The sequence below is a fragment of the Bifidobacterium cebidarum genome (genome assembly GCF_009193305.1).
Taxonomy (GTDB): Bacteria; Actinomycetota; Actinomycetes; order Actinomycetales; family Bifidobacteriaceae; genus Bifidobacterium; species Bifidobacterium cebidarum.
In genome coordinates this window covers 15,531-40,345 of the sequence record NZ_WBVS01000014.1, presented here as the reverse complement: position 1 = coordinate 40,345, position 24,815 = coordinate 15,531, and the positions used below count along the sequence as shown (strand labels likewise).

The following is a 24,815-nucleotide window of genomic DNA, read 5'->3' as shown; positions in this document are numbered from 1 at the left end:
AGTGTACTCTACACATTCTGCCGTGATTGTCTGATCTGCGGTTGGCATCGCATCAGCCCCACAACAAGACCTGCCGCAACCAGACACATCACCATGGAGGAACCGCCGGCGGAGACGAACGGCATGGGAACACCCAGCACCGGAAAGACACCGACCACCACTCCGATATTCACCATGGCCTGTCCCACGAGCCACATGGTCACGCACATCAGTACCATGGCCACGTAACGGTCGACAACCTGCAACGCCACCGCGATCATGCACCAAGCGAGAATCGCGAAGAACACGATGACGATGAGACACCCCACGAATCCGGTTTCCTCACCAATGATGGCGAAGATGAAATCGTTATGGGCGGCAGGCAGATAGTTCCATTTTTCGCGCGAATTGCCGATGCCCACGCCAAGGAATCCTCCGGAGGCTATCGCATATTTGGCATGCATGGACTGGTAGCAGACGGTCTGTGCGTCCGCAGCGGAGCAATCGCCATAAGTGGCTAGGATTCTGCGCATTCGGTTGGGGCTGGAGATGGCCAGCACCGCAACCATGATGACAGCTGCAGCTATGCCCACACCCATCCATCTGCCGGGGAATCCGGCAACCAGGAACGATACGAAACCAATGAACAATAGAATCATTCCAGTGCCGAGATCCTTGCCGCCGATGACGGTTGCCAATCCAGCTCCATAGATGAGCAATGGTTTGGCATAGGCCTTGAGCCCTTCTTTCACGTACCTTTTTTTGCATACGTACAGAGCGCCAGGCAGCCAGATGCACACAGCGAATTTCATAAATTCGGCCGGCTGAATCGTGGCGACTTTCAGATCCAGCCATCCCCTGTTACCGTATACGTCAATGCCCAACGGGGTGAAAGTGAGTGCTTGCACCAATATGGAGGCAATCATCAGTGGGCCGCACAAGCGTTTCCACGCCCGCACCGGAATCATCATGGCCACAGCCCCGATTATCAGGCCCAGCAAGCAGAACATGCCCTGGGTCAACAAGCGAATGAACGGGGACCTGCCCTGCGATGCCATTGACACCGTGGAACTGGAAAACACCATGATCACGCCGAAACAGGTCAGTCCCACAACCGCCATACGGAAACCGTGGTAGCACCATACCGGGTTCAGCAGGCTACGCCAACCCGTGTAGTCGTTAACTACTAAGGCAGGCTTGCCGGCGGATACACGAGTCCGTCTCGTGGAAGGATCAGTGGAGGCCATGCACCTCGCTCCAGGTCTTCGCGGCTTGAGCGAACTGGTTGCCGCGATCGGCATAGGACTTGAACTGGTCCATGGAGGCGCAGGCAGGTGCCATGAGCACTACATCGCCGGCGCTGGCGTATCCGCCGCACGCTTCAACGGCGCGCTTCATAACCGTCGCATTGTCTTCGGGGTCGATGAAGGTGATCGGGATATCCGGGGCCTGGCTGGCGAACGCTTCGCGCATCGGGGTCTGGTCCTTGCCGATGATCACCGCGGCCTTGATGGTCTTCGCCTGGTCACCGATCAGCTGTTCGAATCGGCTGCCCTTGGCAAGCCCACCTGCGATCCACACCACGGACTTCGTGGGGAAGCTGGAAAGCGAAGCGTTGGCGGCATGACCATTGGTGGCCTTGGAATCATCGACGAAACGAATAGCGCCGCCATCCACCTTGGCCTCGGCAACGGTTTCGATGCGGTGGCCACCTGGCTTGAACGCCTTCAACGCCTTGAGCGCGGTTTCAGCGTCAGCGCCAAGACCCAATACCAAGGCGAGTGCCGTCAGGGCGTCGGCCACCAGATGCGGATACAGAGTGCCGTCCGGTTCAGTCAGATGCGTGAAGTCCGCGATGGCGGAAAGTTTGACTGGTTCGCCTTCAACTCCGCCTGCGATTCCGCTTCGATCCACAATCCAGCCATTCTCGATACCGATCTGGCCGGCTTGTGGTGCGGCAAGGGTAAAGCCGACCTTACGGCATCCCGGAGCGGTCTGAGCAGCCTGGGCCAAAGCGGTGACCGTGGCATCCTGGGCATTGTAAACGATGACGCGTTTGGCATTATGGAACACCTTGGATTTATCGGCGGCATAATTCTCTCGTCCGCCATGCCAGTCCAGGTGATCATCGGCGATATTGGTAATCGCGGCGCAATCCAGTTCCAGCGAATCGGTGAAATGCAACTGGAAGGAGCTTAATTCCACGCACAACGCATCATGCTTGGGATTGGTGGCGCATCGCGACAGACTCATCGACATATCTCCGGAAGCGATGTTGCCTGCCGTGGGTGCGTCCATGCCGCATGCGGTCAGCATCTCGGAGGTCATCTCAGTGGTGGAGGTCTTGCCATTGGTGCCGGTGATGCCAATCCACGGTGCGGGCTTGCCGGTGCGCTCATTGTCGACGCGCAAACGCCAGGCGAATTCGACCTCGCTCATCACCGGGATGCCCCGACGCCTCGCTTCGAGAATGAACGGAGTGCGCGGATTGAACACCGGCGAGGACATCACGTAATCGACATGATCCCAATCAATCTGATCGAAGGAATGGAGATCGGCTTCCGGCTTGCGCTCATCCACGCCGATCACACGGGCGCCGCGTTCCTTAAGCACTTGTGCCAGCGAGGTGCCGGACACGCCAAGTCCGGCGATTACCACTGTTGTATTCGCTACTTGCATTATTCCTCCTGATGAAACAATCCCAGAGGCGAGAATAGGACACTGAGGTTTCCGTTAGCTGAAAAGCAAGCCAGACCTGGCGACCCAATCACCGTAGAAGATGGTAAGGGCCAACAGCACAAAGAGCAGTTCAATCATCCAGAAACGAACCACGACCTTGGTCTCAGTCCAACCGAGAAGCTCAAAATGATGGTGTATCGGGGCCATTTTGAACACACGCTTGTGGGTCATCTTGAAATAGCCCACCTGGATCACATCGCTCATGGCCTCCATGACGTACAGTCCGCCAAGAATAACGGCCAGGAACTCGGTATGTGTGGCGATGGAGAGCGCCGCGAACAGACCGCCCAGGGCCAGGGAACCGGTGTCTCCCATGAAGATGGATGCGGGATTCGAGTTGTACCACAGGAATCCGAAGCATGCCACGGCCGCGCAGATGGCGATAATCGTCAAGTCAAGCGGGTCGGACACCGCATAGGAATATCCCTGATGTCCGCCGCCCTTGATGTGATAGCTTTCCCAGAACGCGATGACGCCGAATCCGGTGAAGGAGATCATCGAGGAGCCTGCGGCCAAACCATCCAGGCCATCGGTGAGGTTCACGGCGTTGGTCCATGCGGTCATCAGGAAGTTCACCCAGATGACGAACAGGATGATGGCCACCGCACGGCCGGCGAAATCGAAGCTGAAGAACGGTTTTTCAATGAAGCTTATGCCGGCCTGCGCGCTGGGAAAACCGGTTTTGGTCGGAATGATCAGAGCGAGTACCGCGTAGATGGTTGCGAAGATGAACTGACCGATGAATTTACCGCCGACGGTAAGGCCCTCGTTCTGCTTCTTGCGCACCTTGGCGAAGTCGTCGATGAATCCGAGCGCGCCCATCGACAGCATGGCGAACAGTACCAGTACCGCCGACCAGGATGGCACATCTCCCGAATGCAGGTATCGGTACAGTGCGGACGAGCACCAGCCCAGCAGAATGGCAATATTGATGACCACGCCGCCCAGAGTCGGGGTACCGCGCTTCACCAAGTGGGATTTCGGCCCATCCTGGCGAATGTATTGGCCGTAATGCAGTTTGTGCACCAGCCGAATCAGCATCGGGGTGCCCACCATGGTGACAATCAGCGACACCAACATTCCAATAATCAGAGCAATCACGGGTGGTTCTTCTCCTCTTTATGAGTTACTGACGCCTAGTTCTTCGACCAGCGTTCCGCCAGTGCGCTCAGGCCTGAAGCATGAGAGCCTTTGAGCAGCACCACGGTGTCGGCATGGCTGGCGGCCATGCCGAGCACCAGCTGCTCGGCACGATTGATGTTCTCCACACAGTCTACCGACACCCCGGTCACGGTTGAGGCCCCATCGGCGAGGGCCTGAGCCATGTCATGCAAATGCGCATCGGCGTCGGAGCCGACCGCGATAATCGCGTCCAGCCCAAGTTCGGCGGCGAAACGGCCCACCTGGGCATGCAATTCGGTTTCGCTTGCCCCCAATTCCAACATGGCTCCCAGCAGGGCCACTCGGAACGGCTTGCCGCCATCCTGAGGCTCCCATGCCTTGAGGCCTTCCAGACCTGCCTTCATGGAATCGGGGTTGGCGTTGAAGGAATCGTCAATCAGGGTGAAGCTCACAGTTCCACGCTCCACGCGGGACAATGCCATGCGATGCGGGCTTATGGTGCGCTGGGCGGCCAATACCTGAGCGATATCCGGCAGAGCCATGCCATAGTGCAGCGCGACTGTGGCGGCCGCAATCGCGTTCATCACATTGTGCAGCCCGGGAATGCCCAGATGCACGCGAACGCTTGAGCCGTCACCTGCATTGAGCGTGAACTCGGCATGGTCGGCATTATCAGCGGTGATGTCAGTTGCGGTCACCTGATGCTCATGGTTGCCTTCCTTGCCGAACCACAGCACATCGGCCGGAGCAAGGGAGGCCATCGGCGCCACATGATCGTCGTCACCATTCAGCACGGCGATGCCGTCCTGCAGCAGGCCCGTGACGATTTCGCTTTTGGCCTGCGCGATGCGTTCACGCGAGCCGAATTCTCCCAGATGTGCCACTCCGACCTTCAGCACTATTGCCATGTTCGGCGGGGCGATACGCGTCAGGCGTGCGATCTCGCCCAAATGGTTCGCGCCCATTTCCGCCACGAAGAATCGCGTTCCGGCGTCGATCTTCAGCGCGGTGAGCGGCAGACCGATCTCATTGTTGAACGATCCGATGGGTGCGACCGTTGGGCCAAGGGTCGACATCAACGCAGACAACAGATCCTTGGTCGTGGTTTTGCCCACGGAACCGGTCAGACCGATGATGTCGAAGTCGCCGGGCAATTCACGGCGGCGCTCGATATTGTGTTTGGCGAGCTTGCCAAGCGCCTCGACCGTATCGTCCACCACGATCTGCACCAGTCCCTCGGCGGCCACCTCATGGTCCACAATGGCTGCAACGGCGCCCTGCTCACCTACCTTGGCCACGAAATCGTGACCATCCACGTGTTCGCCTTTGATGGCCACGAACACCGAGCCCGCGCCCACTTGGCGCGAATCACTGACCGCGCTGGTGGCCTGCGCATTCGGATCGCCGCCCGCGATCAGACGGCCCTCAACGGCCTGAGCGATTTCCTGTGCGCTCATTGGAACCATGTTTTCCCACTCCTTATTATCCGTGCGATTGGCTTGGTATCGCGGATGATCAACTCAGATTATTGGCCACGCGCAACGCGCTGCGCACATTGTTCCTACGAACTCCCGCGGCCAGCACCATGGCGATGGCCAACGACATATGGCCGGCGCGAACCCTGTCGTACCCCACCGGCGATTCTTTGGCGAGATCGTCCGATTCCCTTGTGGTGGTGGTAAGCGCAAGATCGCGGTCGGATACGAACGCGTACCGGGTTTTCAGCGTGGATACGTCCTGGTCCGGCATGTCATGTTCAACGCCCAGCACGTCGACGTTCACCGATTCCAGCGCATGATTGCTCACCGTTGCCGCATCAAGCGCGATAATCACCGCGGCAACGCCATCCTCGGCGCATACGGCCAACGTGCGCTGCATATCGAGCACGCCCAATGGATAGGTCAGATTCAGCGCACGGGTCATCGATGTCGAACCAGCTGCGCTGATCACCGCCACCGGGTTGCCGAGCATGTGCAGAAAGTCCGCGAGCTGGGTCACGTTGGCGTTGACTTCCGATTCATTGCTGCCTGTCACGGCGAATACCGCCATGGCATTGGTCGGCGAACCGGCGAGCGTCACCGCCATGTCGCCCAGCACATGGTCATTGATCTCTCCGAAGACCAGAGGAATATCGGCTTGCGGGCATTGATGCTGGAACGTGCGCGGCAGCAGAGCCGCATAGGCTCCGGCTTGTGCGGCATGCGCCAGCTCGGATACGCAGCTACCGCATACGAACAGCGATCCCGGTCCGACACTGTCGAGGGAATCACTCAATGCAGTGATGGTGACATTGGACGCGAATTCGGGGACAATGTCAAAACCGTACTTTTCAGCCAGCATTCCCAGCGTCATGCGCTGGGATATGGCTTCGCTCACCGCGCTCATGGGCTAACGCCTTTCTTCCATGGTCACCGTCATCTCATATCACCAAGTGACTGGGATAGCATCTGTACGCGGGCTCGACACGGGCACCTCGTATTTCTGCATAAGGAACTCACAAATCTGGGCGGAGACCGGACCTGCCGTAAGACCACCATAGGAGCCCTGCGGGTCCTTCATCACCACCGTGACCACAAAGCGTGGGTTATCGGCAGGAATCACCACCGAATAATCGGAAATGATGGAGCTCAAAGAACCGTTGGCCCCCGCCACTTCTGCGGTACCGGATTTGGCCGCCATACGGTAACCATCGACCTTAACGAATTTACTATAGTTTTCAGCCACGGATTCCATCGCATTGATCACATCGGCGGCCACCTGTTCATCGACGACACGCGTAGCCTCACCATGCTTCGCTTCAGTGGTCTTGCCATCGGAATTCGTCACCGATTTGATGATTGACTGCTGCTGACGCACACCTTTATTGGCAAGCGTGGCCACCACATTAGTCAGCTGCAGCGCGTTCACGGTATAGCCCTGACCGAACAGGACAGTGTTACGGGTACGCAAATCCCACGATGAAGGATTCGTCAGCACGCCATTGGACTCACCTGGCAGGTCAAGTCCGGTAGACTGACCGATGCCGAACTTGGTAAGGAATTCGTAACGCTGCTCGTCGGTATAGTTCTTGCCCGCGATGACCATGCCGTTGTTCGAGGACTGCTGCAGGATACCGGCAAGCGTCCAATGCTCATCACCATGAGAGAATGCGTCCTTGAATGTCTGACCATTCTCAGTCACGGAATTCGGCACGGTGAACCGATCCGTCATCTTATGCACGCCGGTCTGCAGATAGCCGGATGCTGAAATCACTTTGCCGATCGAACCTGGTTCAAAGGTCTCCGAGACAGCGCGCGATGCAGCCATTTTTGCCGCATCCGTTCCCGCCTCGATTTCGTCGCTGTCCGCGAGGGCTACGATCTCTCCGCTCTGAACGTCTTGCACCACGCCGATAGCCCATGCGGCTCCATAGGAGGATTTCGCCTCCTTCATGATCTTCTTGACGTACCACTGCACATCCCTGTTAATCGTCAGATGCACATCAGAACCATCCTTGGCCGCCACGGATTCGGTCATCGTGCCGGGGATTTCCTCTCCCCCGTAGTTACCGCGCTGGTATGTCTGGTGGCCATCGGTGCCGGTGAGCACCTTGTTCTCCATCTGCTCGATACCGGCGACGCCGGTGCCGTCATCGTTCACTCCGCCAAGCAGCGAACCCATCAAGTCGCCGTCGGAGTAGATACGTTCGCTGCTCAATTCTCCCCAGACAATGCCGCCGAGGTTCAGATTATCGATGCTGCGCTTGACCTGCGGGGTCACGTCTTTCTTCAACACCACATACTGGCCGCTGATGGAAAGATCAGCGCCCAATTCCATCGCGCTGACGCCCAGTTCCTTGGATAGCAACCGACCCACCGCCGCGGCTCCGGTGACGCCCACCGGCTTGCCGTCGATCTGATGGCAGTAATCCTGATTGTTCTTGTTGCATGTGATGGGCGTGAACTCCTGCGCGGCTTCGGGATTGGCCACAATGGTGTAGCGTTCCACGCTTTGGGCCAGCACGGTGCCATTGGCATCCAGAATGCGACCTCGTTTTGCGCTGAGCGTCACGCGGGAGGTGCGGGAGGCCGTGGCGGCCTGGGCCATCTGGCGACCATCAATGAGCTGGATGGAGGCGAGCTGCGCCACGCACATGGAGGCCACCAGGGCCAAAGCGGCTCCGATGGCGATGCATTTGAAGGCGAAAGTCTTCATTTTGGCGAATTTCAGTATTCGCGCAATGGTCTTCACTGTGTTCCGCCTTCCGAGTCCTTAGGCTGCTGATATCCCTGCAAATCGATGGTGGCCGCGCCGCCCTTGGAGACCATGCCCATCTCACTCGCCTTGTCGGGCAGCGATGCAACCAGCTGGTCGAGCTTGGCCTGGTCGTCTTCGATATCCTGGGTCAATACATTGATGTGCTGCTTGACCTCCGCCGCTTCGAAGGAATTCTGCACCATCTGCGTGCGCAGCATCAGTGCGCCCAGCAGTGTGGCGACGAGGAACACCACGGCTACGGCGACATGCACCATGGGCGCGGTTCGGTTTCTGGTCCATTCGAGGACCTTGCCGAATACGTTGCTCCTATCGTCGCCATGAGGATTGGAAATCAATCGCAGTTGGGGCCGCGAAGTCGCCTGGGGCTTGGCTTGAGGACGCTGCGATGCCGGAACCGAACCGGATCGAATGCTACGTGCCGTTGCCGCCATATTCAGTGTCTCCTCGAATTGTTGCGATTGGTGTTGTTACGTTTGGCGTGGTGCCGCTTAGCCTCATCGGAGCTCGGGTCCTGTGCCATTGCCATGTGTTCGAAGCGGCTGCGCCATCGGTCCGGGATGGGTCTGGTCAACTCGACCCCACGCAGCCTGACCGAGGCCGACCTCGGGTTGGATGCGATCTCCTGCTCATCGGCCTTGATCGCGCCGCGGGTGAGTTCCTTGAAGAACGGTTGCGCGTCTGGCGGAATAATCGGCAGATCGGCGGGGGCGTCGATTTTCAGACCATTGGCCATGAACGTCTTGACGGTCTTATCCTCCAGGGAATGGTAGGACTCCACCACCAAGCGTCCGCCGACGTTCAGGTGATTCGCAGCCTGAGGCAGCGTGGCAGCGAGTTTGGCCAGCTCTCCATTGACTTCGATGCGCAGCGCCTGGAACACACGTTTGGCAGGGTTGCCTGCCGGACGATGCGCCTTGGGAACCACACGTTCGACCAGCGCGTTGAGCTGTCCGGTGGTGGTCAATGGCTCCCTGTCCCTGTCTATGACGATGGCGCGTGCGATCTGCTTGGCGAAACGCTCCTCGCCGTATTCTTTGAAAATGTGAACCAACTGTGGCGCGTCATAGGTGGCGAGGATGCGCTGCGCGGTCAGTTCCTGACTCACGTCCATGCGCATATCCAACGGTGCGTCATGGGAGTAGGAGAAACCACGGTCGGTCTCGTCGATCTGCAGGCTGGAAAGTCCCAGATCCATGAACACGGCGTCCACGCGTTCCACTCCCTGGTCTTCGAGAACGCGCTCGAGCTCATCAAATGCCGCATGCACCGGGGTGAATCGGTCGGCAAGGCCCTCCTGCTCCATGCGCTTGGTGGCCAGGGCCAATGCCTCGCTGTCACGGTCGATGCCGATGAGCCTTGCCTTCGGCGACGATTTGAGGAAAGCGGTGGAATGGCCGGCGATTCCCAAGGTGCAGTCCACGGCGATGGCTCCCTCATGATCAAGTGCGGGAACCATCAGATCCACGCAATCCTGAAGCAGCACCGGCTGGTGAATAGCGGTCAGGTCAGTCATCAGAATTCCACCTCCGGCAGTACATCATCGGCGATTTCGGAGTAGTCCTCTTCCTTCTGAGCGAGGTAGGACTCCCATGCGGCCTTGTTCCAGATCTCAGCTCGCGTGCCCACGCCAATCACGACGATGTCCGAGCCCAGGTTGGCGTAGTCACGCAGCATCTGCGGCACCACCACGCGACCTTGCTTATCAGGCTCCTGGTCCACGGCACCGGAGAGGAACACGCGGAGGTATTCCCGGGCGGCCTTGTTGCCTACGGATGTGCGCTGAATCTGGGCGGCGATGCGTCGGAATTCGTCGAACGGAAGGAGATATACGCAACGTTCCTGGCCGCGAGCCATCACCAGACCGGCTCCGAGCTGAGAACGGAATTTCGCCGGAAGCGCCACGCGACCTTTGGCATCGATTTTCGGAGTGTATGTGCCGAGCAACAGCGGAGGCAGGCCAGTAAGCAGATCGGCAATTCCGGTGGAACCGGCCATAGATGTCTGTGCGCCGTTTGCAGCCTGCCCGTCAGCCATGATTCCACCTCCTTTTGCATGCATTTGGATACACTCCGACCAACTGGTTCACCACTCTACCCCACCACTCCCCATTTTTCCCCACTCATGCACAATTTGTGCACCGTTTTAGGGACTTTTCCCATCTCCGTGCGTGTCGACGTCATCTCGGCTCGTCGAATTCACGCGAAGTTCACCCGCATATTCATCTCGTCCGCCTGCCCGGTAGGGGGCGTGCGGTAAATTTGAGTGCCTTAAAGTGTTGACCCCGAAGAAATGGAAACGAAGAGTAGCATGTCGAGTTATGCCTCACAGCTGCATGAGGAACAGCAGGCCGTCGACCGGGCCTATGGTCGCCTCGATGACCTGCGCGCCGAAATGTGGCAACGTCTGGATACCGTGCGAGCAGCTGGTTCTCATGGCTCCCCCACGCAACGCACCGAACGAGACTCCTTTGCCACCATGTATGAGGACCGTCTCACCCAGTTGCGCAGCGTGGAAGATCGACTGGTGTTCGGCAGACTCGACGCCAGGAACGGCACACGTCACTACATCGGTCGCATCGGATTGTCGAGCACCGATCATGAGCCGATACTGACCGACTGGCGTGCCGAAGCGGCACGTCCCTTCTATGAGGCGACCCCCTCGAATCATGGCGACATCGTGATGCGCCGGCATATCACATTGAGCTTCCGTAACGTCGTGGGTGTCGAAGATGAAGTGCTGGACGTGCATTCCGACCAGGTGGGCGCAGCTTCATCGGCGGGAACTCTTACCGGCGAAGGCGCGCTGCTGGCCTCACTAAGCTCACGTCGCACAGGAAAGATGACCGATATCGTCGCCACGATTCAGGCGGAACAGGATCGCATCATCCGCTCGGCCCTCAATCGCGCCGTGGTGGTGCAAGGCGGTCCGGGAACCGGTAAAACCGCCGTGGCGCTTCACCGAGCCGCATATCTGCTGTACACGCATCGCCGTACGTTGGAGCGTTCCGGCGTACTCGTGGTGGGTCCGAGCTCCGCGTTCCTGCACTACATCGACCAGGTGCTTCCATCGCTGGGCGAGACCGGCGTGGTGTCCCGCACCATCAGCGATCTCATCCCCGGCATTACCGCTACCGCGGTCGACACCCCTTACGCGGCGAAGCTCAAAGGGGACCGTCGCATGGCCCAAGTGGTGGCGAATGCCATAGCCGCGCGCATCCGCGTTCCCGCCGACTTGCCGACGGTTACCATCAGCGGCATTCCGGTCCCGATGCTCGCCGTGGACATCGAGCAGGCGCAAACCGACGCCAAGCGCACACGTCAGGCGCATAACAAGGCCCGCGAAACTTTTATCCGATCCATGCTCGCCAGCATGCAGAACCGATATGCCGAGCAGCTGGATTACACTCCGGACCAGGCCGAGCTCAATCGCGCCATGCAATTGCTGCGTATGAACGACACGGTGCGCAAAACGCTCAACCTGTGCTGGCTGCCGATGACAGGCCCATGGCTGATCGATCAGTTGTTCGCTCATCCGGAACGGCTGAAATCGCTGGGTGGCTGGCTGAGTGATGATGACATTCGCGCATTGGCCCGCCCCAAGGGCTCCCCACTGACCCAATCCGATATCCCCTTGCTTGATGAGGCCATGGAACTGCTGGGTCCCGACCCAAAGGTCGTCGCCAGGAAGTCCGCCTCGGATGCGCGACGTGCAGCCGAGGAACAATATGCCAAAGACACATTGGCCGCAACCGGTCTCGGCCAGGGCATCGTCTCCAGCCAGATGCTGCTCGACCAGATGAACGGCAGCGATGCGGAACTCACTTCCCAACGAGCGGCGGCGGACCGCGAATGGACATACGGGCATATTGTGGTCGATGAAGCCCAAGAACTCACCGCCATGGACTGGCGCATGCTGATGCGCCGATGCCCTTCCCGCTCGTTCACCATCGTCGGCGATGTGGCTCAGACCTCATCCCTGGGAGGCACCCGCCGCTGGGATAAGACGATGAACCGACTGTTCGGTGCGGACCACTGGGATTTGAACGAGCTGACGATCAATTACCGCAACCCGCAGGCCGTCTCCGATCTCGCCTCCCAGTTCGCCCAAAACGAAGGTCTGTACATCTCCACCGTTCATGCGGTGCGAGACTTGACCGGTTCGGTATCCCGCCACATCGTGGACGATATGGATTCCCTGCTGCAGGCCGTCGCCAACCAGGCGGCGAAACTGGCCAATCATTTCGTTTCCGCGGACGGCACCGGCCGCATCGCCATCATATGCCCGGATTCACTGATTTCCCCAGTGCGTCAGGCCGTGCGTAAGCGTCTGTCCAGTCTGCTTGACCCCAAGGAATATCAGCGTCTGCTCGATCAACCCGAATGGGATGAACAGATCAGCATCTGCGGCACCCAGATGGTCAAAGGACTGGAATTCGATGCGGTGATCGTCGTGGAGCCCGGTCGTATCGAAGATGACGCCCCAAGCCGTTTGGTGGCTGCATCCGATTTGTATGTGGCGATGACCAGGCCTACGCAGAAACTGGTTATAGTTCGGACAACGTCGGACGCGAAGTCCCTAAGCATCTAAGGTGAAAGGCATGCCGAAAGCATTACTACTGGAAAATATCCATCCGGACGCGGCCCAATCGCTTCGCGATCGTGGCTTTGAAGTCGAAACCATGAAAGGCGCTTTGAACGAGGACGAGCTTATCGACGCACTTGATGGCGTCGATCTGGTTGGCGTACGTTCGAAGACCAGTGTCACCGCACGGGTGTTGGCCGCACGCCCGACACTCAGCGCTGTCGGATGTTTCTGTATCGGCACCAATCAGGTCGATCTGGAATACGCCGGCAAGCATGGCATCGCCGTGTTCAACGCGCCGTATTCCAACACCCGTTCCGTAGTGGAGCTGGTCATCTGCGACATCATCTGCCTGATGCGTCGCATCCCCGCACACACGCACCATATCAAGCACGGCGTTTGGGATAAGTCTGCAGCCGGCTCCCATGAGGTGCGCGGCAAGACCCTCGGCATCATCGGCTACGGCAACATCGGCTCCCAGCTTTCCGTGCTTGCCGAGGCATTGGGCATGCGCGTGGTTTTCTACGATATTGAGGAAAAGCTGGCCTTGGGCAATGCCCACCGTTGCGCCACCTTGAACGAGCTTCTGGAGCAATCCGACGCGGTGACGCTGCATGTCGATGGCCGCAAGTCCAACACCGGTTTCTTCGGCGAAGATCAGTTCGATCACATGAAGCAGGATGCCATCTTCATCAATCTGTCCCGTGGCTTCGTCGCCGACTTGGATGCCTTGAAGCAGCATCTTGACTCCGGCCATCTTGCCGGCGCGGCGGTCGATGTATTCCCCGTGGAACCGAAGAAGAGCGGGGACGCGTTCAACACCCCCCTCGCCGACGAAGACAATATGATCCTCACCCCTCACATCGGCGGTTCCACATTGGAGGCCCAGGAATCCATTGGGCACTTCGTCTCCCAACGTCTTGAGGATTACTGGTTCAATGGTTCCACGTCGCTTTCAGTGAATCTGCCGCAAATCAATCTCGGCGCCTGCAAAGGCGTTTGCCGCATCGCGCATCTGCATGACAATCTTCCGGGTGTGCTGGCCCGAGTCAATCATGTGCTGGGCGAGGAGAACATCAACATCTCGTTCCAGTCGCTGGCCACGGAAGGCGAACTTGGTTACGTGGTTACCGATGTGGCCACCAAACCAAGCGACGAGACCTTGAACGCACTACGCAACATCGAGGGTACAATTCGCATGCGTGTCACCAACTGACACCAATTGCATGTCAAACATACATATATGTATTGGGCCTCCCCTGTAATATCAGGGGAGGCCCAACTCATTCAAATCATCCGTTCATGCGGCACAGGCCGTTTCTACCTATCGCTGCGCAATTCGTCAATGGCGTGCTGGAAGTCCTCCAGTCCAGAGAAATCCTGATATACGCTTGCAAAACGTAGGTACGCCACCTCGTCCAAATCGCGCAATGGCTTCAAAATAGCTTTGCCCACCTCGTCAGAGGTAACCTCAGCAAGACCACGAGAGCGAAGATCCTCTTCGACTTTCTGCCCAAGCGCCTTCAGATCCTCCTCGCGCACAGGCCGCCCCTGACACGCTTTGCGCACGCCATTGATGACCTTGTCGCGGCTGAACGGTTCCGCTCCACCAGAACGCTTCGTCACCAGCAGCATACTGGTTTCCAGCGTGGTAAAACGACGGTTGCATTTCGGGCACACTCGCCGCCTGCGGATGGAATGGCCGTCTTCGCTAATACGCGTATCGATAACCTTGGTATCGGGATTCTGGCAAAAAGGACAATGCATGCCACCTAGAATAACTGGACCAGAGAAAAAATCCGAATAATGGTGGGTTGCCTCACTCATCAGGCACGACGATTCGTTGGCCTGCCCGTAATGCCCCGGACTCCAAACCGTTCAACTCGATCAATTCGTCAACCGTTTCAGACACATCTTGGCCTTGAGGCGTAATCGAAGATGCATACGCCCATAGCGTGTCCCCCGGCTTGACTGTATAGGTGGTCACATTCGTAGCGCTAACATCCGAATGCGCCGGCTCAACGGCCCACACACTCACAGCGAACCACGTCAGGACCACTGCAACAATCATTGCCATCACAACGCCACGATGACGTGCCTGCATGCGCTGCCCATTGTCGCGAACACGGTGAACACGCGTAGCGCTATCGAGGTTTCGCCTCACCGCCGCACGACGATGTGCGGCATTATCCATTGCCGAATCGCGAATAACAGCCATTGCGATTGAACCTGTCATCACAACCACCCTTCTCGAACAAACGTTCTATCGAACATTCGTTCTCATGATTGCACATATGTTCGAACTTGTCAAACAGACACTCGAACAGATGTTTGATTTATTGCGCATATCACGTTATGCTTGAGAAAGCATGAAAGGAGCCCGACGTGAGCACCATCCCCTTCTCTCCCAAACCAGGCGCAGATGAATCGTCCCTGTCTGACCGCCAGCGCAAAGTGCTGGACGCCATTAGGTCGCATATCGAGGAGCAGGGGTTCGCACCATCATTCCGAGAAATCGGTTCCGCAGCCGGATTGAAAAGTCCGTCATCGGTGAAACATCAGCTTCAGGTGCTCGAGGAAAAGGGGTTCATTCGGGTCAACGCCAACAAGGGTCGTGCCATAGAGGTAATAACCCCCTCGGCTCCTACAGCAGCAGCGGCCGATTCCATGGCGGAGAAACCAAGCGAACCGGCCGCAGAAATCTTCCGATTCCCCAGTGAACCGATCAGCGAGTCACGAGACGTGCCGTTGGTCGGCCGAATCGCTGCCGGAACCCCTATCACCGCCGAACAGCATATCGACGACGTCATGCGTCTCCCCGAACGGCTGACCGGATCAGGCAAGTTATTCATGCTTGAGGTCCACGGGGATTCCATGATCGACGCGGCAATCTGCGACGGTGATTTCGTTGTGGTCCGCGAGCAGCATTCCGCCACAAACGGCGATATTGTCGCGGCGCTTCTCGACGACGAAGCCACGGTGAAAACCTTCCGTAAGGAGAACGGTCATGTATGGCTTATGCCACACAATCCAGCCTATTCCCCCATCGACGGCACGCACGCCACCATCATGGGCAAAGTGGTCACAGTGCTGAGGAAACTGTAAGCCGCAACGTTCTTCTCACAGCACAGTGCCCATGCGTTCTTTCGGCATGCTACACTGTCAACCAGTTGAAGACCCCGGTGCAAACCGGGGTTTCTTCGTATATGGACCGTATCGCAAATGGTATTGAGAAACGATTTCATCTCGATGCCGATAGTAAAGGAGTCGCACACCAACCATGTCCCATACGCATGCATCCGTTTCGCCGTCACCAGGCGTCGGAGCCAAAGCACACCAGCGTCGACTCATCGCAACGTTATCCGTCACCAGCTCGGTGTTTCTCATCGAGGTGGTGTCCGCCTTTCTTACTGGCTCCCTAGCATTGCTAGTGGATGCGGGGCATATGCTCACTGATATGTCCGTATTGATTGCATCTACGGCGACCGCCATGTTGATGCAACGCAAGCCGAGCAACACGCGAACTTGGGGATGGGCGCGTCTGGAAGTGCTGACGGCGGCGGCCGGCGCATTGGTATTGCTGATCGTAGGCATCTATGCGTTGGTTGAGGCCGGAATGCGCCTATTCGGCGATTCACATAACCAGATCGACGATATCGGCCTACTGCTCTTTGTAGGCATCTTGGGCCTCAGCGCCAACATCATCTCCATCTTCATTCTGGCGTCTCAGCGCGAAGACAACATGAACATGAAGGCGGCGTTCCTGGAAGTCATGAATGATGCGCTCGGCTCGGTGGCTGTAGTCACATCAGCGTTGGTGATGATGTCCACCGGATGGAAGGGCTTCGACGCCGTAGCCGGCGCAATCATCGCGCTGATGATGATCCCACGCGCCATCAAACTCCTTCACAACGCAGTGAGGGTGCTGCTCGAGGAGACTCCGAAAGGCCTTGATTTGGATGCCGTGCGCACACATCTGGAGAGCGTGCCTCACGTGATCGCCGTGCATGACCTGCACGCCAGCACGGTATCCACTGGGATGCCGATACTGATGGCCCATGTGGTGGTGGATAGGAATCTTACGATGGAACAGGCGGCCCAAGTGCTCGCCCAACTCCAGGATTGTCTACGTGAGCATTTCCCCGTCTCGGTTCCCCACACCACATTCCAGCTCGAACCGGAAGGCTACACCACCCCTTCAGCCGGCGACCTGCATAAGTAACTGGCCATAACAATAATCGCCACGTGGCGTACCACGTGGCGATTATCTATAGCCGAACTAGCTATCAATAGTTGATTGATGTGTGCGGCTTCTAGGAGCGCAAGCGAAGGCGTACGAAGGTACGTCGAGCGAGCAGCGACAACGAAGACGCTCCATCAATCAGCTATTGATCAGAAGCCGAACTGGGCGGCGGTTTCCTTCAGCGTCTCAGCGGAACGCTTCAGGGCTGCGAGCTCCTTGTCGGACACCGGGGTGTTGATGGCGGTGTTGACGCCCTGACGGTTGAGCAGGGTCGGCACGGACATGCAGATGTCGGAAATGCCGTGGAAGTCCTTCAGCATGGAGGAGACAGGCAGGATGCGGTTGGTGTCGTGAAGAACGGCCTCAACGATGTCAACGCCGGACATGCCGATGGCGTAGTTGGTAGCGCCCTTGCCGTTAATGATCTTGTAGGCGGCGTTCTTGACTTCCTGGTGAATCTCTTCACGCTTGGCGGCATCGAGCGGATCATGACCCGGCAGCGGGGTCCAATCGCACATCGGAACGCCACCGATGGTGGCGGAGGACCACAGCGGCACTTCGGAATCGCCGTGCTCGCCAGCGATGTAGGCGTGAACGTTCTTGACGTTGACGCCGGTCTGCTGGGCGATCAGGAAGCGCAGACGAGCGGAATCCAGATTGGTGCCGGAACCGAAGACCTGGTTCTCAGGCAGACCGGTGAGCTTCTGGGCAACGTGGGTTGCGATATCAACCGGGTTGGTGATCAGCATGTAGATGGCGTTCGGAGCGACCTTGACGAGACCCGGCATAATGGCCTTGAGGATGTTGACGGTGGCGCCAACGAGCTCCAGACGGGACTGGCCCGGCTTCTGGCGAGGACCAGCGGTGATGACGATCATGTCGGCGTCGCGGCAGATCTCAGGATCGTCGGAACCGTCGATGGACACGGTCGGGTAGAAGCTGGAGCCGTGCTGCATATCGAGCACCTCGGCCTCCACACGCTCCTTAGCGATATCCTCAAGCACGATCTCACGGGCAACGCCACGCTGTGCGGCAGCGAAGGCGAGAGTGGAGCCAACAGCACCGGCACCGATGATTGCAAGCTTCGTGGGCTTAACGGTAGTTTCCGCCATGATGGATTAACCTCTCTTCAAAGGCGGTCTGCAGAATGGCAGGCCATGTAACTAACGGTTTCACTTTATAAACCCGTTAAGACGTTTGCGCTCCCAATAACGCACTGCAAAAAACATGGAATCCAGTAATCGCAACAGTTGTTAGCGCTCACAATCTATATGTGACTTTCATCACGTTAATCGATTGACCGCTCGATGACCTGGGCCGCCAAGTGCGAGTCCACATCCGCTTCCAACAGCACCCCGTCATCACGGTATTCCACCTTGCCCACCTTGCCGTATTCGCGTACACGAGATAGCAATGAGCCGGCCGTATAAGGCAACAGCGCGTTGACATGCACATGAGGCACAGGCAACAACGATTCCACGGCATCGCGCAATTCGTCTATCCCCTCACCGCTATATGCGGAGACGATGTACGCGTCGGGCTGCAGGGCGGCGAGACGTTCACGAGTCGCAGCATCGATCTGGTCAGCTTTATTGAACACGATGATGCGCGGAATAGAAGCCGTGCCCTCGATATCCGCCAGTACCTCGTTCACCGCATCGATCTGGGAGAACGGATCGGGATGAGAGCCATCCACCACATGCACGATCACATCGGATTCGGCGACTTCCTCCAGCGTCGATTTGAACGCCTCCACCAGCTGGGTGGGCAGGCGGCGCACGAACCCGACCGTATCCACGTAGGCGTAGAAACGTCCGTCACGGGTTTTCGCACGACGCACCGCAGTGTCCAGTGTGGCGAACAGTGCGTTCTCCACCAGTTCCGCGGATCCGGTCAAACGGTTGGTCAATGAGGATTTACCGGCGTTGGTGTACCCGACCACCGCCACGGTCGGCAGACCGAAACGACGGCGCGATCCACGCTTGACTTCTCGAGCCGGCGCCATCTCACGAATCTGTCGACGAAGACGGGCAATACGCGTACGGATCACACGGCGGTCCATTTCAATCTTGGTCTCACCCGGGCCTCGGGAACCGATACCGGCATCCGCACCGGCCGCGCGACCGCCGGCCTGGCGGGACAGCGAACCGCCCCAACCGCGAAGACGCGGCAGCATGTACTCCAACTGGGCTAGCTCAACCTGCGCTTTGCCTTCGCGGGACGTGGCGTGCTGAGCGAAGATATCCAGAATCACAGCCGTGCGATCCACCACCTTGACCTTGGCGGCATCCTCCAAAGCACGGCGCTGCGACGGCGGAAGATCATCATCGACGATGATGGTATCAGCCTCCTCACGCGCCACGATATCGGCGATCTCGCGAGCCTTGCCGGAACCGACATAGGTGGCGGCGTCCGGCTTCAATCGATGCTGCAGCAAACCATCGCACACCACGGCACCCGCCGTTTCGGCGAGCGCGGCAAGCTCGCGCAGGGATTCCTCCGCCTTGGCCTGTGTGGTCACGGCACTTGACCACACACCAACCAAAACCACGCGCTCCAGTCGCACCTTGCGGTACTCGACTTCGGTAACGTCTTCAAGCTCGCCGAGGCCGGCCACATGCTTGAGTTCGTTGCGGGCCTCTCGCTCCTCCCACTCCTGGTTGGTGTCCTCATGCCATCCAGCCGGGCGCTGGTTGTTGGCGAGCAGCACGTCCGACTGCGCGGAAAGCACGCCTTGAGAGGTTACGCTGGAGCTGCCGTGGTCAATATCGGTGTACTGGTTGTTGTCGCTCAAAGACACCTCTCATATTCAATGCACATCAATGGTTCACGATTCTTCTATGGCTCCTTATTATCATCAGGTGAGGTGACATGCCCGGCATACGGGTAGGAACAACACGATTACGCACACACACGATAAGTAATGGCATGCGGGAATCCCGCGGAAATGGAGCACATCATGGCAGAGCAGTATTTCTCCGCGGAGCCCTCATCCAAGGACGTGCGCCGCACGTTGCATGTGACGCTGCGTGACCATGACGCCCATGTGCAGGTATCGAATGGCGTTTTTTCTGGTTCCCGTCTTGATCTGGGCACATCGGTGCTGCTGCGCCATGCTCCTCAATTGCCCGAAGCGGGCGATTTCCTCGATTTGGGCTGCGGCTGGGGCCCCATCGCATTGTCCATGGCGTTTGAGTCCCCGAACGCCACCGTGTGGGCGGTGGATGTCAATGAGCGGGCGCTCGATTTGACGGCAACCAACGCAGCCGATAACGGATGCACGAATGTTCGCATCGCACAGGTCGATGAATCCAGCGTCCCCCTGCCTCAAGACCGTCAGCCGAAGAACGCCAGCCCCTTGCCCGAGGATATACAGTTCGACGTCATCTGGTCCAACCCTCCGATTCGCATCGGCAAGGAAGCGTTGCATACGCTGCTGATGGCTTGGCTGCCGAAACTGAAATCAGGCGCCGCCGCCTATCTTGTGGTGCAGAAGAATCTGGGTTCCGATTCGCTGATCAAATGGCTTGCCCAGGAATTGGGCGCCGAGTTCGCCGTGAGCAAGTATGCGAGCTCCAAGGGCTTCCGTATTATTGAAGTCCGTCATGAAATATGAGTATCCTACCGAACTTCCCGTTTCCGCTGCCCGTGACGAGATAGCCGAAGCGGTTCAACACCACCAAGTCGTCATCGTTTCCGGTCAGACCGGTTCCGGCAAAACCACGCAGCTGCCGAAGATTCTGCTCGAATTGGGCCGTGGCACGCATGGCAAGCAGATCGTGCATACGCAGCCGCGTCGTATCGCCGCCCGAACGGTGGCTGAGCGCATCGCATCCGAATTGGGTGTGAAGCTGGGCGACGAGGTGGGTTATCAGGTTCGTTTCACCGATGAAAGTTCACCGAGCACCAGGCTTCGCGTGGTGACTGACGGTATTTTGCTGGCGCAGATTCAACGCGACCCGAACCTGTCCAAATACGATACGATCATCATCGATGAGGCGCATGAGCGCAGCCTGAACATCGACTTCCTGCTTGGCTATCTGACGGCCCTGCTGCCGCGTCGTCATGATTTGAAGCTCATCATCACGTCCGCCACCATCGATTCGGTGAAGTTCAAGGAGCATTTCGAGCACGCACTGCACAGCACGGTACCGGTCATCGAAGTCTCCGGCCGCACCTTCCCCGTGCAGGTGGTGTACGAGCCGCTTGGCACTGCCCCGGCCTTGATGCGTGAAGTGCCCGGATTCGCCACGGGTGCGCGCCCGGGCGACGCGGATTACGAGGAGCTGGCGAGCGCCATCGCCGAATCGGATTCGGATCGTCCGCGATTCCGTCGCTCTGGTAACGCTTACGAGGATGACGGCATCACCGATATGCCCACTGCCGTGGCCCGTGCCTGCGCCGAACTGGTGATTCACTCCTCGCATGAACGTGGGGCCCGAGACATTCTGGTGTTTGCTTCCGGCGAGCGCGACATTCACGAGTTCGAAGCGGCGCTGCGCCACCATTACGGTCCGAGAGCCGATGATATGCGCCGGCCTGATGCCATCGAAATCATGCCGTTGTTCGCGCGTCTGTCTTCCGCCGACCAGCATAAGGTGTTCGAGCCGCATACGCATCAGCGTATCGTCATCGCCACCAACGTGGCCGAAACCTCGCTGACCGTGCCGGGCATCCGTTATGTGGTCGACCCGGGTACCGCCCGTATTTCCCGCTATTCAAAAACAGCCAAAGTGCAAAGGCTGCCAATCGAACCGATCAGCCAGGCCAGTGCCGACCAGCGTTCCGGCCGATGCGGCCGTGTGGCTGATGGCATTGCGATTCGTCTGTATTCGCGTGAGGATTACGAGACCCGTCCGCGTTTCACCGAACCGGAAATCCTGAGGACTTCCCTGGGCGCGGTGGTGTTGCACATGCTGTCCGTGGGCGTGGCTCGCACCGCCGAGGATGTGACCACGTTCGGATTCATCGATCCCCCGGATATGAAGGCCGTCTCCGATGGCTTCAACGAGCTCACCGAGCTCAAGGCCATTGGCCGCAAACGCGGCGAGGTGACGCTCACCCATATCGGTCGTCAGCTTTCCCGCATTCCCATTGATGTGCGCTTGGGCCGTATGGTCATCGAAGCGGCGAAATCCGGCTCACCGAATCTTCTGGCCCAGGTACTCGTGGTGGTCTCCTTCCTCAGTCTGCAGGATCCGCGTGAGCGCCCGGATGACAAACGCGAGGAGGCCGACCGCATCCATAATCGATACGCGGATGAGACTTCGGACTTCCTGACCGCGTTGAACATCTGGGATCGTGTATTCCAGGCGGACGGCGATCCGAGCAATAACGCATTGCGCCGCATCTGCAAAACCGAGTACTTCAGCTGGCTGCGCATGCGGCAGTGGAAGGATTTGGTCTCCCAGCTCAAGCAGATGTGCAAGGAGCTCAAGTTCAAGGTCGGCGATCCTCTGCCATCCACGCGCCCGGGTTTGGAGATTCGCCAACTGCCGTTGAACCAGCAGCCCGCGCATTCGCTATGCTGCGCGTGGGATGCGGAGGGCATCCATAAATCGATGCTCGCCGGTTTGCTGTCGATGATGGGCATGCAGGTGATTCGCGTGCCCAAGGCCTCCGATTTCGCCGGACTCACCGGTGCTGCACGCGCCCGCGCGATGAAACGTGCGCAAAAGCAGTCGAAGAATGATTATCAGGGCGCCCGCGGCACCCGTTTCGCCTTGTTCCCGGCCTCAGCAGTCGCCAAGACGACACCGTCTTGGGTGATGAGCACGGAACTGGTGGAGACCTCACGCCTGTGGGCGCGCTATTCGGCGGCCATCGACCCGGCATGGGCGGAACCGTTGGCTGGCCAATTGACGCGCACCACCTATGCCGAGCCGCACTGGTCAGGTTCGCGCGGCTCGGCCGCGGCCACGGCCCGCGTGCTTTTGTATGGTCTGCCCATCGTGCAGGATCGCACCGTGCAGTGGGGGCGCATCAATCCGCTGGAGGCGCGTGATTTCCTGCTGCGCCAGGGTCTGGTGGAAGGTGATATCCAGCAGCGCTTCAGCTATGACGATTTCGTTGGCGCCAACCGCGACATTCTTGAGGGTGCCGCCGAGGATGCCAGCCGCACCCGTCAATTGGCGGACACCGTATCCGATGAGGACCTGTTCGACTTCTACAATGCCGTGATTCCCGCTGATGTAACGTCAGTGGCCGATCTGGCGAAATGGTGGAAGGTCGAGCATAATGAGCATCCTGATTTGCTCACGTTCGACCCCTCCAAGGTGGAGCGGCTCTCCGACAGCGAGTCCGTGAGCCTGAGCGACTATCCCGATCATTGGCACACCATCGGTATCGATGGTCAACCCATCGATCTCAGGTTGAGCTATGTATATGATCCCAGCAATCCGCTTGATGGCGTCACTGTGCACGTGCCGTTGAAAGCGCTCTCGCGCATCACGCCGGCACAATTCACCTGGAATGTGCCGGGCTTGCTTGACGAGCTGATTCTGGCAATGATCAAGGCGCTGCCTAAGCAGCTGCGCGTGCAGTTCGTACCCGCCCCCGATGCGGCCCGCGCCATCCGCGCTTGGATTGATGAGCATTACCCCGATCTGCCTGGTTCCGGCTCGCAGCAGAAACCGAATCTCGCACCTGAAAATGAAGATGGGGAAACCGTCGGCTGGCCTGATCTGGCCCATGTATTCACCAAGGCGGCCATCGCCACGGTTGGCGCACAGATTCATCCGGAAGTGCTGGGTCCGGAGCTGATGGAGCGTCTGCAGTCGTACTTGAAGGTCACGTTCTCGGTGGAACAACAGATGCCGGCACCAAAGCAATCACATGGGCGCCGCCGTGCTCGTGGTGCGATGAAGGTACTGGATACGTCGAAGAACCTGATTGACTTGCAGCGCCAGTATGCCGCCCAAGCACAGGCTTCCGCCCGTCAGATGGTGAAGAAGCAGGCTGATCAGGCCGCCAAGCAAGGCAATCTGGTTTCTCAGGCGAACCTGTTGCATAAGGCTGGTGCCACCACGCAGTCTCGCGCTGACATGCTCTGGCATGGTGCATTGGAGGCATTGCGCCTGCCCGCGGAACGTATCTCCTCGCGTTGGCTTGGTGCTGAAGCGTTGATGTTGGCGGCAGCTCCATATAAGTCCACCAAGGATTTGGTGGAGGATCTGCAACTGGCCACAGTCAAGCGACTGCTGCCAAACGTGGACGCGCTACCTAACGATGAAGCACTAGCAAACGCCGTATTGGACGTGCGCGAGGTGTATGAGGATACCGTGTATCAGGTGGCGCATGATGTGATCGCCATCATCAAGGCATATGCCGAGGTGGATAAGGCCACATCCGGCAAGGCTGATTTGCCGATGCTGTCGGTATTGCAATCAATCCGCGACCATATCGCCACGCTCGTCTACCCCGGGTTCATAGGGCGCACTCCCCCGGATGCGTTGCAATCACTGCGACGCTATCTCAAAGCTGATGTGATGCGTCTGAACAAGGCGAAAAGCGATAAGAATCGTGACGTCAAATGGGCATGGCAGGCCGATGAGGCCAAGCAAGTGGTTGATAAAGCGTTGTCTCGGGCCAAGGCGGAACCGGCGGGTCCGAAGCATGAGGCGATGATGAAGCAGGCCGAACAGGCTCGGTGGATGCTTGAAGAGTTCTATGTGAGCCTGTGGGCTCAGGAACTTGGCACCCATGGCCCTGCATCCCTGAATCGCATCAAAAAGATTCTGGCCTAATTGGGTTGACGCTGATGGGTTTGGCATGTGCATCTCGACACACTCAAGGCCGTTCGGCCAAGCTTACGGTCGCGATGCACATGCCAAACCCATCAGCTACGCATCAGCAATAATCGTTAAGAGAGTTCACGGATTCTCCGCGAGCGTAA

19 protein-coding genes are annotated in these 24,815 nt (G+C 58.3%); 6 read left to right on the top strand and 13 right to left on the bottom strand.

The annotated features are described in order from the left end of the window. Positions 1 to 8: 8 nt before the first annotated feature. From ftsW to mraZ, 9 genes are read right to left on the bottom strand one after another with little or no spacing between them, the layout of a single operon-like run. Complete coding sequence (gene ftsW, locus F7D08_RS09615) at positions 9 to 1,226, bottom strand: putative lipid II flippase FtsW (protein WP_152210415.1); 1,218 nt, start codon at positions 1,224 to 1,226, stop codon at positions 9 to 11. After that, complete coding sequence (murD, locus tag F7D08_RS09610) at positions 1,213 to 2,658, bottom strand: UDP-N-acetylmuramoyl-L-alanine--D-glutamate ligase (RefSeq protein ID WP_152210414.1); 1,446 nt, start codon at positions 2,656 to 2,658, stop codon at positions 1,213 to 1,215. The genes ftsW and murD overlap by 14 nt, the downstream gene beginning before the upstream one ends. Before the next feature lie 54 nt (positions 2,659 to 2,712). Beyond that, positions 2,713 to 3,819 (bottom strand): phospho-N-acetylmuramoyl-pentapeptide-transferase, encoded by a 1,107-nt coding sequence (mraY, locus tag F7D08_RS09605; RefSeq protein ID WP_152210413.1) that lies wholly within the window; start codon positions 3,817 to 3,819, stop codon positions 2,713 to 2,715. 35 nt (positions 3,820 to 3,854) lie between these two features. Continuing rightward, positions 3,855 to 5,306 (bottom strand): UDP-N-acetylmuramoyl-tripeptide--D-alanyl-D-alanine ligase, encoded by a 1,452-nt coding sequence (locus tag F7D08_RS09600; protein ID WP_152210412.1) that lies wholly within the window; start codon positions 5,304 to 5,306, stop codon positions 3,855 to 3,857. Between the two features lie 49 nt (positions 5,307 to 5,355). Then, entirely contained in the window at positions 5,356 to 6,225 is an 870-nt protein-coding gene (locus tag F7D08_RS09595) for a hypothetical protein (protein ID WP_152210411.1), read from the bottom strand. Between the two features lie 39 nt (positions 6,226 to 6,264). Then, a complete protein-coding gene (locus F7D08_RS09590) occupies positions 6,265 to 8,070 on the bottom strand; it encodes a peptidoglycan D,D-transpeptidase FtsI family protein (protein ID WP_152210410.1) in 1,806 nt (601 codons plus the stop codon). Next, positions 8,067 to 8,528 carry a hypothetical protein gene (locus F7D08_RS09585; protein WP_152210409.1) on the bottom strand — a complete coding sequence of 154 codons (462 nt, stop codon included), beginning with the start codon at positions 8,526 to 8,528 and terminating at the stop codon, positions 8,067 to 8,069. Before F7D08_RS09585 ends, F7D08_RS09590 begins: the two co-directional genes overlap by 4 nt. 2 nt (positions 8,529 to 8,530) lie before the next feature. Continuing rightward, positions 8,531 to 9,610 (bottom strand): 16S rRNA (cytosine(1402)-N(4))-methyltransferase RsmH, encoded by a 1,080-nt coding sequence (gene rsmH, locus F7D08_RS09580; RefSeq protein ID WP_152210408.1) that lies wholly within the window; start codon positions 9,608 to 9,610, stop codon positions 8,531 to 8,533. Continuing rightward, on the bottom strand, positions 9,610 to 10,092 hold the full coding sequence (mraZ, locus tag F7D08_RS09575; RefSeq protein WP_152210425.1) for a division/cell wall cluster transcriptional repressor MraZ: 483 nt from the start codon (positions 10,090 to 10,092) through the stop codon (positions 9,610 to 9,612). The genes rsmH and mraZ overlap by 1 nt, the downstream gene beginning before the upstream one ends. Before the next feature lie 312 nt (positions 10,093 to 10,404). Between mraZ and F7D08_RS09570 the strand changes: the two genes are divergently transcribed. Then, entirely contained in the window at positions 10,405 to 12,684 is a 2,280-nt protein-coding gene (locus F7D08_RS09570; protein ID WP_152210407.1) for a HelD family protein, read from the top strand. 10 nt (positions 12,685 to 12,694) lie between these two features. After that, positions 12,695 to 13,894, top strand: coding sequence for a phosphoglycerate dehydrogenase (serA, locus tag F7D08_RS09565; protein ID WP_152210406.1), 1,200 nt, complete (start codon positions 12,695 to 12,697; stop codon positions 13,892 to 13,894). A gap of 104 nt (positions 13,895 to 13,998) precedes the next feature. Here serA and nrdR read toward each other — a convergent pair whose 3' ends face one another. Further along, positions 13,999 to 14,445, bottom strand: a complete 447-nt coding sequence (gene nrdR / locus F7D08_RS09560) for a transcriptional regulator NrdR (RefSeq protein WP_152210424.1) — start codon at positions 14,443 to 14,445, stop codon at positions 13,999 to 14,001. Positions 14,446 to 14,497: 52 nt separating this feature from the next. Further along, entirely contained in the window at positions 14,498 to 14,914 is a 417-nt protein-coding gene (locus F7D08_RS09775) for a LysM peptidoglycan-binding domain-containing protein (protein WP_193316293.1), read from the bottom strand. Positions 14,915 to 15,063: 149 nt separating this feature from the next. Between F7D08_RS09775 and lexA the strand changes: the two genes are divergently transcribed. Continuing rightward, a complete protein-coding gene (gene lexA, locus F7D08_RS09550; protein WP_152210405.1) occupies positions 15,064 to 15,783 on the top strand; it encodes a transcriptional repressor LexA in 720 nt (239 codons plus the stop codon). A 175-nt stretch (positions 15,784 to 15,958) separates the two neighbouring features. Continuing rightward, the gene (locus F7D08_RS09545) at positions 15,959 to 16,900 is read left to right on the top strand and encodes a cation diffusion facilitator family transporter (protein WP_152210404.1); all 942 of its coding nucleotides are present in this window, start codon (positions 15,959 to 15,961) and stop codon (positions 16,898 to 16,900) included. 170 nt (positions 16,901 to 17,070) lie between these two features. Here the strand turns inward: F7D08_RS09545 and F7D08_RS09540 are convergent, their stop codons facing one another. Beyond that, positions 17,071 to 18,033 carry an L-lactate dehydrogenase gene (locus tag F7D08_RS09540; RefSeq protein WP_100493796.1) on the bottom strand — a complete coding sequence of 321 codons (963 nt, stop codon included), beginning with the start codon at positions 18,031 to 18,033 and terminating at the stop codon, positions 17,071 to 17,073. A gap of 176 nt (positions 18,034 to 18,209) precedes the next feature. Beyond that, entirely contained in the window at positions 18,210 to 19,715 is a 1,506-nt protein-coding gene (hflX, locus tag F7D08_RS09535) for a GTPase HflX (RefSeq protein ID WP_152210403.1), read from the bottom strand. Between the two features lie 165 nt (positions 19,716 to 19,880). Here hflX and F7D08_RS09530 point away from each other — a divergent pair, with 165 nt between their 5' ends. Continuing rightward, positions 19,881 to 20,537, top strand: a complete 657-nt coding sequence (locus tag F7D08_RS09530; protein WP_152210402.1) for a class I SAM-dependent methyltransferase — start codon at positions 19,881 to 19,883, stop codon at positions 20,535 to 20,537. Then, on the top strand, positions 20,527 to 24,666 hold the full coding sequence (locus F7D08_RS09525; protein ID WP_152210401.1) for a DUF3418 domain-containing protein: 4,140 nt from the start codon (positions 20,527 to 20,529) through the stop codon (positions 24,664 to 24,666). The genes F7D08_RS09530 and F7D08_RS09525 overlap by 11 nt, the downstream gene beginning before the upstream one ends. The last annotated feature ends 149 nt before the right edge of the window (positions 24,667 to 24,815 follow it).

Coding starts and splice junctions, on each gene's coding strand:
- ftsW (WP_152210415.1), bottom strand. CDS start 1,226: ATGGCCTCCACTGATCCTTCCACGAGACGGACTCGTGTATCCGCCGGC.
- murD (WP_152210414.1), bottom strand. CDS start 2,658: ATGCAAGTAGCGAATACAACAGTGGTAATCGCCGGACTTGGCGTGTCC.
- F7D08_RS09600 (WP_152210412.1), bottom strand. CDS start 5,306: ATGGTTCCAATGAGCGCACAGGAAATCGCTCAGGCCGTTGAGGGCCGT.
- F7D08_RS09595 (WP_152210411.1), bottom strand. CDS start 6,225: ATGAGCGCGGTGAGCGAAGCCATATCCCAGCGCATGACGCTGGGAATG.
- F7D08_RS09585 (WP_152210409.1), bottom strand. CDS start 8,528: ATGGCGGCAACGGCACGTAGCATTCGATCCGGTTCGGTTCCGGCATCG.
- rsmH (WP_152210408.1), bottom strand. CDS start 9,610: ATGACTGACCTGACCGCTATTCACCAGCCGGTGCTGCTTCAGGATTGC.
- mraZ (WP_152210425.1), bottom strand. CDS start 10,092: ATGGCCGGTTCCACCGGAATTGCCGATCTGCTTACTGGCCTGCCTCCG.
- F7D08_RS09570 (WP_152210407.1), top strand. CDS start 10,405: ATGTCGAGTTATGCCTCACAGCTGCATGAGGAACAGCAGGCCGTCGAC.
- serA (WP_152210406.1), top strand. CDS start 12,695: ATGCCGAAAGCATTACTACTGGAAAATATCCATCCGGACGCGGCCCAA.
- nrdR (WP_152210424.1), bottom strand. CDS start 14,445: ATGCATTGTCCTTTTTGCCAGAATCCCGATACCAAGGTTATCGATACG.
- F7D08_RS09775 (WP_193316293.1), bottom strand. CDS start 14,914: ATGACAGGTTCAATCGCAATGGCTGTTATTCGCGATTCGGCAATGGAT.
- F7D08_RS09545 (WP_152210404.1), top strand. CDS start 15,959: ATGTCCCATACGCATGCATCCGTTTCGCCGTCACCAGGCGTCGGAGCC.
- F7D08_RS09540 (WP_100493796.1), bottom strand. CDS start 18,033: ATGGCGGAAACTACCGTTAAGCCCACGAAGCTTGCAATCATCGGTGCC.
- F7D08_RS09530 (WP_152210402.1), top strand. CDS start 19,881: ATGGCAGAGCAGTATTTCTCCGCGGAGCCCTCATCCAAGGACGTGCGC.
- F7D08_RS09525 (WP_152210401.1), top strand. CDS start 20,527: ATGAAATATGAGTATCCTACCGAACTTCCCGTTTCCGCTGCCCGTGAC.